We start from the raw sequence: 14,409 nt of genomic DNA, 5'->3' as shown, positions 1-14,409 counted from the left end.
TAATTATTGACGACATCGGTGAAGAAATAAAGCACACCTGATGCACAGAACCTGCAGGACAACACATGGCTATTTCAATCAAAACCCCTGAAGACATCGAAAAAATGCGCGTTGCTGGCCGTCTGGCCGCGGAAGTGCTGGAAATCATTGAGCCTTTCGTCAAACCTGGCGTGAGTACCGGTGAGCTTGATCGCATTTGTGCCGATCACATCGTGAACAAACAAAAAGCGGTTTCTGCTTGTCTGGATTACCACGGTTTCCCGAAATCTGTCTGCATTTCCATTAACGAAGTGGTATGTCACGGTATTCCGAGCGACGACAAAATCCTTAAAGATGGCGATATCGTCAATATCGATGTCACCGTGATTAAAGACGGTTTTCATGGCGACACCTCCAAGATGTTCATCGCGGGCAAACCGACTATTCTGGGTGAGCGTCTTTGCCGCATCACGCAGGAAAGCCTGTATATCGCGCTGCGCATGATCAAACCGGGTATCCGTCTGCGCACACTGGGTAAAGAGATCCAGAAATTCGTCGAAGCTGAGAAATTCTCTGTGGTTCGCGAATATTGCGGTCACGGTATCGGTGAAGGTTTCCACGAAGAACCTCAGGTTCTGCATTACGATGCAGATGACGGCGGTGTGGTATTACAGGCTGGCATGGCTTTCACGGTTGAACCGATGGTCAACGCCGGTGATTTCCGTATCCGCACCATGAAAGATGGCTGGACGGTAAAAACTAAAGATCGCAGCTTGTCGGCTCAGTACGAGCATACTATTGTGGTGACAGATAACGGTTGTGAAATTATGACGCTGCGTAAGGATGACACCATCCCGGCTATTCTGACGCACGACTAACAGTCGCCCGCTCTGCGGAGAGGGTATAAATCTGTGAATCAAACCGGCGAAAGCCGGTTTTTTTATCTTTCACGTTTATTGGTCTCTCACGTGTAGGGCTGCGCACCCATGATTGAAAATTTTCCGGCTGAAAAGAGCCTGCAACCACAAACCACGCAGGATCTTATCCACACATTCCCGCCACAACCTGCCTCCCCTTCTGTCTATCCGGATGACGATTTAAACCGTCAGAGCCTGAAACAGCATATGGAACAGTTTCAGGTATGGCTGGCGGATGCCTTCAATGCCGGGCAACGGGCGGAAGAGCTGGTGGATGCGCGAACACATTACATCGACCAGCTGCTGCAACGTCTGTGGACGTTCTACGGGTTCGACAATATCCCTGAAACCGCGATGGTGGCCGTCGGCGGTTACGGCCGTGGTGAACTGCATCCTTTATCCGATATCGACGTGCTGGTACTGAGCCAGAAACGCCTCAACGACGAACAGGCGCTGCGGATTGGCGAGCTGATCACTTTGCTGTGGGATCTCAAACTTGAAGTCGGCCACAGCGTCCGCACGCTGGAAGAGTGCCTGTTAGAAGGTCTGGCCGATTTAACCGTCGCGACTAACCTTATCGAATCACGCCTGATTTGCGGCGACGTGGCGCTGTTTCTCAGTATGCAGAAACACATTTTCAGCGACGGATTCTGGCCTTCACCGAACTTTTTCCGCGCTAAAATTGCAGAGCAGAATGAGCGCCATCAGCGCTATCACGGCACCAGCTATAACCTTGAGCCGGACATTAAGAGCAGTCCGGGCGGCTTGCGTGATATCCACACCATTCTGTGGGTGGCCCGCCGCCATTTTGGCGCCACATCGCTCGATGAAATGGTGGCGTTTGGCTTCCTCACCAAAGCTGAGCGCAACGAGCTGCTGGAGTGTCAGAGCTTCCTGTGGCGTATCCGTTTCGCCCTGCATCTGGTCTTGCCAAGATATGACAATCGCCTGCTGTTCGACCGTCAGCAAAGCGTGGCGCAGCTGTTGCAGTATCAGGGCGAAGGCAACCAGCCGGTCGAACGCATGATGAAAGATTTCTATCGCATGACCCGCCGGGTCGGCGAGCTGAATCAGATGTTATTGCAGTTGTTCGATGAAGCGATTCTGGCGATTGGCCCGAATGAAAAACCACGCCCGCTGGATGAACATTTTCAGTTACGCGGCGACCTTATCGATCTGCGCGACGAATCCCTGTTCGATACCCACCCGGAAACCATCATCGGCATGTTCCACCTGATGGTGCGTCACCGTGAAATCAAAGGGATTTACTCGACGACCGTGCGTTTACTGCGCCATGCGCGCCGTCATCTGAAAGAGCCGCTGTGTATGATCCCGCAGGCACGCGAAATGTTTATGGCGATTCTGCGCCATCCGGGTGCCGTGTCGCGTGCGCTGGTGCCGATGCACCGCCACAGCGTGTTGTGGGCGTATATGCCGCAATGGGGACAAATCGTCGGGCAGATGCAATTCGACCTGTTCCACGCCTATACGGTCGATGAACACACCATCCGCGTGCTGCAAAAACTGGAAAGTTTTGCCCATGAAGAGACGCGACCAAAGCATCCTTTGTGCGTGGAATTGTACCCGCGCCTGCCGCAGCCTGAACTGCTGCTGATGGCCGCGCTGTTCCACGATATCGCCAAAGGCCGCGGTGGCGATCACTCGATTCTTGGCGCGCAGGATGTGCTGGAGTTTGCCGAACTGCACGGGTTGAATTCCCGTGAAACTCAGCTGGTCGCCTGGCTGGTTCGTTGTCACTTACTGATGTCAGTAACAGCGCAACGCCGCGATATTCAGGATCCTAATGAAATTCAGCAATTCGCTGCGGAAATGCAGACCGAAGTCCGTCTGCGCTATCTGGTCAGCCTGACCGTAGCCGATATTTGTGCCACCAACGAAACTCTGTGGAACAGCTGGAAGCAGAGCCTGATACGTGAGCTGTATTTCGCCACCGAGAAACAGCTGCGCCGCGGTATGCAAAATACGCCGGATCTGCGTGAGCGCGTACGTCATCACCGCCTGCAGGCGCTGGCCTTGCTGCGCATGGATAATATTGATGAGGAAGCGTTGCACCGCATCTGGAGCCGCTGCCGGGCGGATTACTTCCTGCGTCACTCACCGAATCAGCTGGCGTGGCACGCAAGACATTTGCTGGAGCACGACTCCACCAAACCGCTGGTGCTGGTCAGCCGTCAGGCAACGCGCGGCGGTACGGAGATATTTATCTGGAGTCCTGACCGCCCGTATCTGTTTGCCACCGTTGCCGGTGAGCTGGACAGACGTAACCTGAGCATTCATGACGCGCAAATTTTCACCAATCGCGACGGCATGGCGATGGATACCTTTATCGTGCTCGAACCGGACGGCAGCCCGCTGGCACAGGATCGCCATGAAGCAATCCGTTATGCGCTGGAACAGTCGATGACGCAGGCTTATCAGCCGCCGCGCGCCCGACGTCCTTCGCCGAAACTGCGTCATTTCAGCGTACAGACCGAAGTCAGTTTCCTGCCAACGCATACCGACCGCCGCACGTACATGGAACTGGTGGCGCTGGATCAGCCCGGTCTGCTGGCACGCGTCGGGGAAGTGTTCTCTGACCTGGGACTGTCGCTGCACGGTGCGCGCATCTCAACCATCGGCGAACGCGTAGAAGACTTATTTATTCTTGCCAACAGTGAGCGCCGTGCGCTGGATAAGCAAACTCGTCAGGAAATCACTCGCCGATTAACTGAGGCACTCAACCCTGGCGATAAAATGTGATACAAGTACCACTATCTTTTAAAACCAATTCAGGAAAGAGAACAGGATGCAGCAACTACAAACCGTTATTGAACAAGCCTTCGAGCGCCGTGCAGACATTACTCCGGCTAACGTTGACAGCGTAACGCGCGACGCCATCACTCAGGTTATCAACAAAATCGACAGCGGCGAATTGCGCGTGGCTGAGAAGATTGATGGCGAATGGGTGACGCATCAGTGGCTGAAGAAAGCGGTACTGCTCTCGTTCAGAATCAATGACAATCAGGTGATGGAAGGCGGAGAAAGCCGTTACTTCGATAAAGTGCCAATGAAATTCGCGGACTACGATGAAGCGCGTTTCCAGCGTGAAGGTTTCCGCGTGGTGCCACCTGCTGCCGTACGTAAAGGCGCATTCATTGCACGCAACACCGTACTGATGCCTTCTTACGTCAACATCGGCGCATACGTTGATGAAGGCACCATGGTTGATACCTGGGCGACGGTAGGTTCTTGCGCGCAGATCGGTAAAAACGTACACCTGTCCGGCGGCGTAGGCATCGGCGGCGTTCTGGAGCCTTTGCAGGCTAACCCGACCATCATCGAAGACAACTGCTTCATCGGCGCGCGTTCTGAAATCGTTGAAGGCGTGATTGTCGAAGAAGGCTCTGTGATTTCCATGGGCGTTTACATCGGCCAGAGCACCAAAATTTATGACCGCGAAACGGGCGAAGTGCATTACGGCCGCGTCCCTGCCGGCTCCGTTGTCGTTTCCGGCAACCTGCCTTCTAAAGACGGTAAATACAGCCTGTATTGTGCTGTCATCGTCAAGAAAGTAGATGCGAAAACTCTGGGCAAAACCGGCCTGAATGAGTTATTGCGAACCATCGACTAAGATTAAAAATAGCGGGTCATCAGTTACCCGCTATTTTTTTATCTTGTTGATAGCAAATTGTGTCATTAATCAACGATTCGAATTCTTCTTCGGTTCATCATGACCGTTAAATATTCTCCTAAACGAAGGTAGCGCTATGTATGACAATCTGAAAAGCCTGGGCATTAATAATCCCGACGATATTGATCGTTACAGCCTGCGTCAGGAGGCCAATAACGACATTCTGAAGATCTACTTCCGCAGAGATAAAGGTGAGTTTTTTGCTAAAAGCGTGAAATTTAAATATCCACGCCAGCGCAAAACCATCGTTGCCGATAACGCAGGGCAAGGTTATAAAGAAATTCATGAAATCAGCCCTAACCTGCGCTATGTAATTGATGAACTGGACCAAATCTGCCAGCGCGATCAGGTTGAAGTGGATCTGAAGCGTAAAATTCTTGATGACCTGCGTCATCTGGAATCCGTTGTAGCGAATAAGATTACTGAAATTGAATCCGATCTGGAAAAACTGACCAGCGGTCGCTGATTATTCGCAGCCAGAAGATTGAGAAAGTAAAAAGGTCAGGCATTTGCCTGACCTTTTTTATTGTGCGCAGAAAAGACTGCTGCGAAATTATTTAAGCAACTGGCCCCATTTTTCCACCCAGGGAACAGCGACCGTTTCCGGCTCGGCGGTTTCCATTGCATCAATTTCCAGCAATTCGCCGATACGCGACGCGCCCTGCTCCTGCAATAAATCATCCAGCTTATGGCCGCCACCACAGAAATGATCGTAGCTGATATCGCCCAGCGCAATCATACCGTAGCGCAGTTCCGGCTGATAACCGACGGTGTCACGGATCGCGGCATACAAAGGCGCGATGCTGTCCGGCAAATCGCCCTGACCGGTGGTTGAAGTCACAATCAGGACAAAATGATGACGGTAATACTGCCAGGCTTCCAGCGTGCCTTCTTCGAACAATTTGACGTCATGGCCCTGGCCTTTCAGCACGGTTTCCGCTTCTTCTGCTACCAGTAACGCATTGCCGTACACCGTACCGACGAAAATTCCGACTTCTGCCATGGGTTTCACTCCTGTGTGATGCCAATATTTCAATCAAAGGACTTAAATTTGTGGACTATCCTGACCGCAAGTTTCTGCAAACTCAACCCTTTCAAGCTCAGGGATTTTTCCCTGCCAGCCAAACTGCGTCACCACATTCTGCCAGCGAGGATCCCAGCGCGCCTGAATCGACAGCGGTTCACCGGTTACCGGATGTGGCAATTGCATATGGCTGGCGTGGAGCATCAGCCCCGAACAGCCAAAATGCTGCGTCATGCCGCGGTTTTGCTTTAAATCGCCGTGCGCGCTGTCACCAATAATCGGGTGACGCAAATGCGACATATGACGGCGCAACTGATGCTTACGGCCGGTTTCTGGTTTCAGTTCCATCAGACTGTAGCGCGCGGTGTCGTAACGTCCTACCGCCACTGGCATTTCGACCTGTGCGACGACGCGATAATGCGTCACCGCAGGCTGTGGCGCTTTATCCGGATCCGCAAACTTATCAGCGATTTTATCCAGCTCTTCGGTCAGCGCGTAATCCAGGGTGCCGTCTTGTGGCACATACCCGCGAACTACGGCGTGATAGGTTTTGCTCATCTGATTATTTTCGAACTGCTGCGACAGCAAACGAGCCACTTCGCTGGACAGCGCCAGCAGCAAAACGCCTGACGTCGGTTTATCCAGCCGGTGAACCGTAAACACATGCTGACCAATCTGATCACGCAATGTTTGCATCACAAACACCGTTTCATGGCGGTCCAGCCAGCTGCGATGAACCAGCATGCCCGCAGGTTTATTCACTGCGACCAGATGTTCGTCCTGATACAAAATTTCCAGCATGTCAGTCTTCTATATTCAGCAAATCGTCGAGGCGTTGCAGCTGTGTCAGCAAACGGAGTGCTTCCGGCATCGCCACTTCAAAATAGGGGGTGATTGCAAAACGGGTTGGCAGTGGCGCCTGAGCTTCCAGCAACGCGTACATACGGGGAACCAGCACCCATTGCAGCCATTGCTCAGCAGACATAGTATCCACAGAAAACGGCTCTTTGCTTTCAAAGGCTTCCGCTTCCGGCGGTGTGGCGTGCCACAACTTGTCATCACGCATGACCTGCTCGATATCTTCTAAAATCTGGCGAACCTGGTTTTCTGTATTCATCAATGACTCTCTTCGTTCATGGCCCCGGGCAGCCTCCGCCGGGGGCGCAAAGCATAACATTGAAGGACTGATGCCCCAACTTTCTGCATCGTATCCAATTAATCAATCCAGCCATAAGTTTTTCGTGGTGGCGATAAACGCCCGTTACGGGCAAACTACCGCCACTTTTTTCTTCACAGATGTGTAAAAATGTCCGCACAACATACTCAAAAAGCACACGCAACACCGGCAAAAGCTATGCTGGCCTCCGTCACCGGCTACGCCATGGACGGCTTTGATTTACTGATCCTCGGCTTCATGCTTCCCGCTATCACCAGCGAATTTGGTTTATCATCCTCACAAAGTGGCTCTCTGGTCACCTGGACTCTGATTGGTGCCGTAATGGGCGGCGTGATTTTCGGCCCCATCAGCGATCGCTTCGGCCGCATCCGTGTACTGACCTTCACCATTCTGATGTTCTCCCTGTTCACTGGTTTATGTGCTTTCGCACAAGGCTACTGGGATTTACTGATTTACCGCACGCTGGCAGGCGTCGGGCTCGGTGGCGAGTTCGGTATCGGCATGGCGCTGATTGCAGAAGCGTGGCCGGCGGAAAAACGTAACCGCGCCTCAGCGTATGTCGGCATGGGCTGGCAGCTCGGCGTGTTAATGGCAGCCTTCCTGACGCCAATGCTGCTCGGCATTATCGGCTGGCGCGGCATGTTTCTGGTCGGCCTGTTACCGGCGCTGGCTTCTTTCCTTATCCGCCGCACCATGGGCGAACCGGAAGCTTTCGTTAAACACACTGCCAGCAACAATGATGGCTCACTGTTCAGCCGCATTAAGTTACTGTTTCGCGATAAAGTCACGACGAAAGCCAGTATCGGCATTCTGATCCTGTGTTCTGTGCAGAACTTTGGCTATTACGGTCTGATGATCTGGATGCCAAGCTATCTGTCGAAAAACTTCGGCTTCTCGCTGACTAAATCCGGCCTGTGGACGGCGGTCACGGTTGTAGGGATGACGTTTGGGATCTGGCTGTTCGGCATGCTTTCTGACCGTTTCCCGCGCTGGAAAATCTTCCTGATTTATCAGGTCGGTGCGGTCATTATGGTGGTGTGTTATGCGCAGCTTACCGATCCGACGCTGATGTTGTTCGCGGGTGCGCTGATGGGCATGTTTGTGAATGGCATGATTGGCGGTTACGGCGGACTGATTTCCGATCTCTATCCGGTACACGTCAGGGCGACGGCGCAGAATCTGTTATTTAATCTCGGACGTGGTGTGGGCGGTTTTGGTCCGCTGGTGATCGGGATACTGGTCGCGCAGGTGTCGTTTACCGCAGCGATTACGTTACTGGCTGCGATTTACCTGCTGGATATCTTCGCCACGTTATTCCTGCTGCCGAAAAAACAGGGGCAGGATGATGTCTTAGGGGCAATTGGCTAATAACTGAGAGGCGCTTCGGATATCGCGGAACGCCTTCTGTTATCAGAATGTTCAGGCGTGCGAGAAAAGATTCAGACAAAAAGTTGGGGGCACTGTTTACACAGTGCCCCCGGTTCGTTTTATAGCAATCCAGCTACCTAAGTGCTCCCTGCTCAATCCCTGAAAACTTTTCCTGCGGTTATCCTAACCGGCTGTCCTTCGCATCGTCCAACTTTCATCCTGACGTTCTATCCTAAGTCATCCTGACTGATATCCCTTGGTCATCTGTGACCCGCTCAGCTTCCTTTGTGAGCTCTCTTCTCCGTCCTGGAGGTGTCCCTGGTTTCATCCTGAAACATCCTGGCATAATCCGATGCCGTCCTGACTCTTCCTGAGCCGTCCCCTTCTTTAATGATTCAGCCATCATCCTGATGTTCTGTCTCATGCTTCCTTGGTGCACGACTAGAATCGTTGATTTTGCCCTTCCGGACAAGACAGGCTGTAAGCCAAAATCAGGGAATGTAAGCCGCCTCACGAAGAATAAGTGAGTTAACTTATTGATATTGATTGTTATATGAGTTTTTATCGTGAAGTAATTAAGTCAAATTAGCGAGATCTCTTACAGTCTTTGTGAGAGATCTCTCACACGCTTGTGAGCCATTTGTGCTCTGCGGAATGGGGTACATCGACAATAAAATCAGGCGGGGTAAACAGCGGTCAGCATTGTAAGGAATTCTGACAACGATGGCGAGAGTATAGTTCGTTTTTTACTGCCGAACTGTTCCAGCACAACATTCCCGGTCACATTACACAGCGAAACCAGATCCAGCTCGGAATCTGTGGTCGCCAGAAAAGTCGTTGGCGTCAGCTTCAGACGCTTTTGCGTCACCAGATGACCAATCAGATTCTCCTGCAAACGGGTGAAATCTTCCGGGCTCCAGACCTGCAACAGTGTCAGCGCATTGCCTTGCCAGCTGGCGGTCATGTCTCCGGCAAACTGCGTGGTATAAAACGCATGCGCCTCCGGGCGCAGTTGTAATTCCATCGCGCGTTCAACATTTTCCAGGGTCGCCTGCGGGCTGAACGTCTGAGTCAGCCAGTAGACTTTGTCTTCTTCCGTCTTCACCACGCACGGCGAAGCCACCCCAAACAGGGCTTCACTGGCAGGCGGCATGCCGGTTTCCTGTTGCCAGAGATCGACAAAACGCTGAGTAAATTCACGCAATGCTACTGAAACTTCAGACTCCATAATTCTCTCATCTTCCGCTAAGGCTGGGTTAAACTGGTGACTATTCTCTATTGTACCGATCTCTAAGCAAGGTGACAGCATGTCCTCATATCAGGATAACCCCGCTCTGGCGCAACTGACGCTGGGCAAAAGTACGGCTTACGTTGACCATTACGATGCGTCTTTATTACAGGCCGTTCCGCGCAGCATGAACCGTGAGCCGCTGGGCTTGTATCCGGATAACTTACCGTTTCATGGCGCAGATATCTGGACGCTGTATGAACTGTCCTGGCTCAACGCGAAGGGATTGCCACAGGTTGCTGTGGGCGAAATCAGCCTGAATGCTAATAGTCAGAACCTGATTGAATCCAAAAGTTTCAAACTCTATCTGAACAGTTTTAATCAGACCGTCTTCCCCGACTGGGAAACAGTACAGGAAACCTTAACCCGTGACCTGAGCGCCTGTGCGCAAGGTGACGTGACCGTAACGGTCAGCCGTCTGTCTGAAATTGAAGGCACGCGGGTAGGACGTTTCGACGGTATCTGTATTGATGAGCAGGATATTGAAATCGACAGCTATGAATTCAGCACTGATTATCTGGCCAGTGCCAGAGGTGAGGAAATCGTTGAAGAGTCACTGGTGAGTCATCTGCTGAAATCAAACTGTCTGATTACCCATCAGCCTGACTGGGGTTCCGTGCAAATCCAATACCGTGGCCCGAAAATCGACCGTGAAGCCCTGCTGCGCTATCTGGTGTCTTTCCGTCATCACAACGAATTCCACGAACAATGCGTCGAACGGATCTTCAACGATATGCTGCGTTTCTGCCAGCCGGAAAAACTCGCCGTGTACGCCCGCTACACTCGTCGCGGCGGGCTGGATATCAATCCGTGGAGATCCAACTTCCCGTTTGAACCTGCAACAGCGAGACTTGTCAGACAATAATGCGAGACGTTGCTCAAGAACTGAGCTAACGCTCTGTGAGCATTGGTAAAAGCCTGATGACAGGGTTACTGTTAAATTGTATACGGCGCAAAAAACATGATCCGAAAAATCATGCGCCGCAATCAGGTAGCAGAAAGAATCACTGCACCCGTTGGTGTCAAGGAGCAACTTTGATTACACATATCAGCCCGTTAGGCTCAATGGATTTGTTGTCGCAGCTGGAAGTCGACATGCTCAAACGCACGGCGAGCAGCGACCTCTATCGCCTTTTCCGAAATTGTTCACTGGCCGTCCTTAACAGCGGCAGTCAGACTGACAGCAGTAAAGAACTTCTCGATCGTTACGAAAGCTTTGATATCAACGTGCTGCGCAGAGAGCGCGGTGTGAAACTGGAACTGGTGAACCCGCCGGAAGACGCGTTTGTGGATGGCCGGATTATCCGTTCATTACAGGCCAACCTGTTTGCCGTGCTGCGCGATATTCTCTTCGTCAGCGGGCAAATTGATAACGCTGGTCGTTTTCAGCATCTGAATACCGAAAATTCAGCGCATCTGACCAACCTGGTGTTTTCTATCTTACGCAACGCCCGCGCCCTGCATCTGGATGAAGATCCAAACATGGTCGTGTGCTGGGGCGGCCACTCTATTAATGAAATCGAATACCAGTACGCCCGTAACGTCGGCAGCCAGCTGGGTTTGCGCGAACTGAACATTTGCACCGGCTGTGGCCCGGGTGCGATGGAAGCGCCAATGAAAGGTGCCGCCGTCGGTCACGCACAACAGCGTTACAAATCAGGCCGCTTTATCGGCATGACAGAACCTTCAATTATTGCCGCTGAGCCGCCTAATCCGCTGGTCAACGAACTGATCATCATGCCTGATATTGAAAAACGGCTTGAGGCATTTGTTCGCATTGCCCACGGGATCATTATTTTCCCTGGCGGCGTCGGTACCGCAGAAGAATTGCTGTATCTGCTGGGGATCCTGATGGATCCGGAAAACAGCGATCAGGTTCTCCCGCTGATCCTGACCGGTCCGAAAGAAAGTGCCGATTACTTCCACGTGCTCGATGCTTTCATTAAAGAAACGCTGGGCGAAGAAGCCTGTAAGTTCTACACCATCATTATCGACGATCCGACAGAAGTGGCCCGTCAGATGAAACGCGCGATGCCGCTGGTGAAAGAAAACCGCCGGAACAGCGGCGATGCTTACAGCTTTAACTGGTCGATTCGTATTGCGCCTGATCTACAGCATCCGTTCGAACCAAACCATGAAAACATGGCGAACCTGAACCTTTATCCAAACCAGCCGCCGCAGGAACTGGCCGCCGCATTGCGCCGCGCCTTCTCCGGTATTGTGGCCGGTAACGTGAAAGAGTTTGGGATCCACGCCATCGAGCAACATGGTCGCTTCAAACTGCATGGTGATCCGGCATTAATGAAAAAAATGGACAGCCTGCTGCAAGGGTTCGTCGCACAGCACCGCATGAAATTGCCGGGCAGCGCGTACATTCCTTGTTATGAGATTTGTGCCTGACCGACCGATCACACGGCAAGCACACTTCTAAAGCAGATCTAAGGGCGACGTAAGTCGCCTTTATTATGGAGATTATTATGGCAATACATCTGCTTATTATCGACGCCCTGAACCTGATCCGCCGTATTCATGCAGTTCAGGGCTCGCCTTGTCTTGTTACCTGCCAGAATGCCATCGGCCAGCTGATTCAGCATACTCAGCCCACGCACGCCGTTGCCGTATTTGACGAAGATGACCGCGCCGACAGCTGGCGTCATCAGAGCCTGCCTGATTACAAAGCCGGACGCACACCGATGCCGGACAATCTGTTTGCAGAAATGCCCAGCCTGAAAGCCGGTTTCGAAGCGCAGGGCATCGCCTGCTGGCATTCTGCGGGCAATGAAGCGGATGACCTGGCAGCCACGCTGGCGGCAAAAGTATCGTCTGGCGGTCATCAGGTCACTATCGTTTCAACCGATAAAGGTTATTGCCAGCTTCTGGCACCGAATGTTCAGATCCGCGATTACTTCCAGAAACGCTGGCTGGATATGCCTTTTGTGCAGGAAACTTTTGGTGTTCTGCCGCAACAGCTGACCGATTACTGGGGTCTGGCGGGGATCAGCAGCAGTAAAATTCCAGGCGTGCCGGGCATTGGCCCGAAGACAGCGGTGACATTATTGACGCAAACCGGCTCGCTGGATGAACTTTACGATAATCTGGAAGGCGTGCCGGAAAAGTGGCGTAAGAAGCTGGAGGAACACCGTGAACAGGCTTATATCTGCAAACGGGTTTCAACGCTGCAAACCGACGTCGCGCTGGATGGCAACTTACAGCAACTGCGCCTGCCATAAAATGGGTGTAAAAAAGGCGCTTCTTAATTAAGAAACGCCATAATCAGGATACTCAAAATAATTCGAGTTGCAGGAAGGCGGCAAGTAAGTGAATCCCGATGAGCTTACCTGAGTAAGTGATTCGGGTGAGTGCATGCAGCCAACGCATCAGCAACTCGAAGTATGAAGAGTATCAGCGATCACGCTCGTCGCGACGCCCGCCAATCGCCGACCAGAAACGGCGGATATGCACGGTGACTTCTTCGCGGTCATGATAAAGCTGTTTCGCGAAGATCTCCGCGTTCACGCCATTTTCTTTCAGACGTTCATCGATGCGCTCAAGAATATTAGACACTTCTTCGTAACGCTTTTTCATCGGTAACTTCAGATTGAAAATCGCCTCGCGACACCAGCCGTTGACCAGCCAGTCACACATCAGTGCAGCCACTTTCGCCGGTTTCTCTACCATGTCACAGACCAGCCAGTAGTTTTTGGTACTGGTGGATTTATAGCGGAAGCCGTCTTCGCGCAGATGAATAACCTGGCCAGTTTCCATCAGGCTTGGCGCCATCGGACCGTTGTCGATAGCCGTGACCATCATGCTGCGTTGTGTCAGCTGATACGTCCAGCCGCCCGGACACGCGCCTAAATCGACCGCGTACATGCCACTCGCCAGACGTTCATCCCACTCATCCGCCGGAATAAAGACGTGGAAAGCTTCTTCCAGTTTCAGCGTCGAACGGCTTGGCGCTTCAGACGGGAACTTGAGGCGTGGAATACCCATATAGAAGGGTGAATTGTTGTTGCTGTAGGAATACCCGACGTAGCAGCAGCCAGGCGCAATAAAGAACACATGCACTACAGGGCGCAGCGCATTCTCTTTCTTACCCAGCACTTTGCGTTCACGCATCGCTGAACGCAGCGGCACCGTCAGTTTGCGACAGAACTTGGTAAGCTCTTTGCTTTCATTGGTGTCCGGCACTTCGACGCGAAGCTCACCGCCGTTGGTGATCACGTTCTGTACCATGCCGACGATCGGAGAAACACGGTCTTCCGGCGGCAAATCTTTCAGCAATTCGCCGACCACGATTAACTGACGGGCAAAAATCAGTTCGCGGAACGGCAAATTCTTCGCAATCTTGTCAGCATCATCTGGCTGATAGCATTCAAACAACACATATCCGCTGTTTTCTTTAACGCGGGCAAAACCGAAGATTTCCATCTTTGCGGCTTTGTCGGTAATTTCTGCTGCGCATTCTTTTTCAAAACCCTGACGGCAGTAGAGAGCAACTTTATTCATGGCGTTCGGCCTTTTTCTTCAGGCGCAGTGCGCCGATCAACATCAAAATCCAACCGACCAGGAACAAGGTACCGCCAATCGGAGTTACAAAAACGAATAAACGGAGATGCGACAGCGCCAGACAATAAAGGCTGCCGCTGAACAACACGGTTCCCAGCGCTAAAAAAGCGCTGCTCCAGTAGAACCACACATTACGCTGGCGCTGCATCGCAACACCTAAAATCATCACCGCCAGCGTATGAATACTTTGATACGTTAATCCGGTGTGGATCCACGCCATTTCTGCTTCGCCGAGCGACTGACTCAACACGTGTGCGCCAAAGGCACCGAAAGCGACGTAGATAAGGCCGCTGATTGCGGCGAAGATCAACATTGAACGACTGGTCATTGTGCGTTACCTGTTATCGTTATTAGCCGATGAAAATCCCAAGTAATCAGTCTGATAAGCAGACCCTG

Annotated in this window: 14 protein-coding genes; 8 read left to right on the top strand and 6 right to left on the bottom strand. The window is 52.2% G+C overall.

Annotated features, from left to right (window positions below):
* Positions 1 to 65 precede the first annotated feature (65 nt).
* From map to ACJY2G_RS15025, 4 genes are all read left to right on the top strand, one after another.
* On the top strand, positions 66 to 857 hold the full coding sequence (map, locus tag ACJY2G_RS15040; RefSeq protein ID WP_113878223.1) for a type I methionyl aminopeptidase: 792 nt from the start codon (positions 66 to 68) through the stop codon (positions 855 to 857).
* A gap of 108 nt (positions 858 to 965) precedes the next feature.
* Positions 966 to 3,656, top strand: a complete 2,691-nt coding sequence (gene glnD / locus ACJY2G_RS15035) for a bifunctional uridylyltransferase/uridylyl-removing protein GlnD (protein ID WP_439291899.1) — start codon at positions 966 to 968, stop codon at positions 3,654 to 3,656.
* 46 nt (positions 3,657 to 3,702) lie between these two features.
* Positions 3,703 to 4,527 (top strand): 2,3,4,5-tetrahydropyridine-2,6-dicarboxylate N-succinyltransferase, encoded by an 825-nt coding sequence (gene dapD, locus ACJY2G_RS15030; protein ID WP_101079222.1) that lies wholly within the window; start codon positions 3,703 to 3,705, stop codon positions 4,525 to 4,527.
* 136 nt (positions 4,528 to 4,663) lie between these two features.
* Positions 4,664 to 5,053 (top strand): DUF3461 family protein, encoded by a 390-nt coding sequence (locus ACJY2G_RS15025; RefSeq protein WP_056781756.1) that lies wholly within the window; start codon positions 4,664 to 4,666, stop codon positions 5,051 to 5,053.
* A gap of 87 nt (positions 5,054 to 5,140) precedes the next feature.
* Here ACJY2G_RS15025 and ACJY2G_RS15020 read toward each other — a convergent pair whose 3' ends face one another.
* From ACJY2G_RS15020 to ACJY2G_RS15010, 3 genes are read right to left on the bottom strand one after another with little or no spacing between them, the layout of a single operon-like run.
* Entirely contained in the window at positions 5,141 to 5,590 is a 450-nt protein-coding gene (locus tag ACJY2G_RS15020; RefSeq protein WP_112288322.1) for a flavodoxin, read from the bottom strand.
* A gap of 42 nt (positions 5,591 to 5,632) precedes the next feature.
* A complete protein-coding gene (truC, locus tag ACJY2G_RS15015) occupies positions 5,633 to 6,412 on the bottom strand; it encodes a tRNA pseudouridine(65) synthase TruC (RefSeq protein ID WP_439291898.1) in 780 nt (259 codons plus the stop codon).
* Position 6,413: 1 nt separating this feature from the next.
* Entirely contained in the window at positions 6,414 to 6,728 is a 315-nt protein-coding gene (locus ACJY2G_RS15010) for a YqcC family protein (protein WP_112288320.1), read from the bottom strand.
* A 189-nt stretch (positions 6,729 to 6,917) separates the two neighbouring features.
* Between ACJY2G_RS15010 and ACJY2G_RS15005 the strand changes: the two genes are divergently transcribed.
* Entirely contained in the window at positions 6,918 to 8,156 is a 1,239-nt protein-coding gene (locus ACJY2G_RS15005; RefSeq protein ID WP_430320499.1) for an MFS transporter, read from the top strand.
* 676 nt (positions 8,157 to 8,832) lie between these two features.
* Here ACJY2G_RS15005 and syd read toward each other — a convergent pair.
* The gene (gene syd / locus ACJY2G_RS15000; RefSeq protein WP_120163101.1) at positions 8,833 to 9,384 is read right to left on the bottom strand and encodes a SecY-interacting protein; all 552 of its coding nucleotides are present in this window, start codon (positions 9,382 to 9,384) and stop codon (positions 8,833 to 8,835) included.
* Between the two features lie 79 nt (positions 9,385 to 9,463).
* Between syd and queF the strand changes: the two genes are divergently transcribed.
* The 3 genes from queF (at position 9,464) to xni (ending at position 12,674) form a co-directional block, all read left to right on the top strand.
* Positions 9,464 to 10,309, top strand: a complete 846-nt coding sequence (queF, locus tag ACJY2G_RS14995) for an NADPH-dependent 7-cyano-7-deazaguanine reductase QueF (protein WP_439291896.1) — start codon at positions 9,464 to 9,466, stop codon at positions 10,307 to 10,309.
* Between the two features lie 170 nt (positions 10,310 to 10,479).
* Complete coding sequence (gene ppnN, locus ACJY2G_RS14990; RefSeq protein ID WP_112288316.1) at positions 10,480 to 11,844, top strand: nucleotide 5'-monophosphate nucleosidase PpnN; 1,365 nt, start codon at positions 10,480 to 10,482, stop codon at positions 11,842 to 11,844.
* 77 nt (positions 11,845 to 11,921) lie between these two features.
* A complete protein-coding gene (gene xni, locus ACJY2G_RS14985; protein ID WP_112288315.1) occupies positions 11,922 to 12,674 on the top strand; it encodes a flap endonuclease Xni in 753 nt (250 codons plus the stop codon).
* 172 nt (positions 12,675 to 12,846) lie between these two features.
* Here xni and rlmM read toward each other — a convergent pair whose 3' ends face one another.
* Both rlmM and ACJY2G_RS14975 read right to left on the bottom strand, forming a co-directional pair.
* On the bottom strand, positions 12,847 to 13,953 hold the full coding sequence (gene rlmM, locus ACJY2G_RS14980) for a 23S rRNA (cytidine(2498)-2'-O)-methyltransferase RlmM (RefSeq protein WP_113878228.1): 1,107 nt from the start codon (positions 13,951 to 13,953) through the stop codon (positions 12,847 to 12,849).
* The gene (locus tag ACJY2G_RS14975; protein ID WP_120163097.1) at positions 13,946 to 14,341 is read right to left on the bottom strand and encodes a DUF423 domain-containing protein; all 396 of its coding nucleotides are present in this window, start codon (positions 14,339 to 14,341) and stop codon (positions 13,946 to 13,948) included. Before ACJY2G_RS14975 ends, rlmM begins: the two co-directional genes overlap by 8 nt.
* Positions 14,342 to 14,409: the final 68 nt, after the last annotated feature.

This window comes from Rahnella sp. ATs2 (genome assembly GCF_051851855.1).
Lineage (GTDB): Bacteria > Pseudomonadota > Gammaproteobacteria > Enterobacterales > Enterobacteriaceae > Rahnella > Rahnella variigena.
This window is presented reverse-complemented; position numbering and strand designations above follow the sequence as displayed.

Coding starts and splice junctions, on each gene's coding strand:
- ACJY2G_RS14975 (WP_120163097.1), bottom strand. CDS start 14,341: ATGACCAGTCGTTCAATGTTGATCTTCGCCGCAATCAGCGGCCTTATC.
- map (WP_113878223.1), top strand. CDS start 66: ATGGCTATTTCAATCAAAACCCCTGAAGACATCGAAAAAATGCGCGTT.
- ACJY2G_RS15010 (WP_112288320.1), bottom strand. CDS start 6,728: ATGAATACAGAAAACCAGGTTCGCCAGATTTTAGAAGATATCGAGCAG.
- glnD (WP_439291899.1), top strand. CDS start 966: ATGATTGAAAATTTTCCGGCTGAAAAGAGCCTGCAACCACAAACCACG.
- rlmM (WP_113878228.1), bottom strand. CDS start 13,953: ATGAATAAAGTTGCTCTCTACTGCCGTCAGGGTTTTGAAAAAGAATGC.
- ACJY2G_RS15005 (WP_430320499.1), top strand. CDS start 6,918: ATGTCCGCACAACATACTCAAAAAGCACACGCAACACCGGCAAAAGCT.
- queF (WP_439291896.1), top strand. CDS start 9,464: ATGTCCTCATATCAGGATAACCCCGCTCTGGCGCAACTGACGCTGGGC.
- syd (WP_120163101.1), bottom strand. CDS start 9,384: ATGGAGTCTGAAGTTTCAGTAGCATTGCGTGAATTTACTCAGCGTTTT.
- ACJY2G_RS15020 (WP_112288322.1), bottom strand. CDS start 5,590: ATGGCAGAAGTCGGAATTTTCGTCGGTACGGTGTACGGCAATGCGTTA.
- dapD (WP_101079222.1), top strand. CDS start 3,703: ATGCAGCAACTACAAACCGTTATTGAACAAGCCTTCGAGCGCCGTGCA.
- xni (WP_112288315.1), top strand. CDS start 11,922: ATGGCAATACATCTGCTTATTATCGACGCCCTGAACCTGATCCGCCGT.
- ACJY2G_RS15025 (WP_056781756.1), top strand. CDS start 4,664: ATGTATGACAATCTGAAAAGCCTGGGCATTAATAATCCCGACGATATT.
- truC (WP_439291898.1), bottom strand. CDS start 6,412: ATGCTGGAAATTTTGTATCAGGACGAACATCTGGTCGCAGTGAATAAA.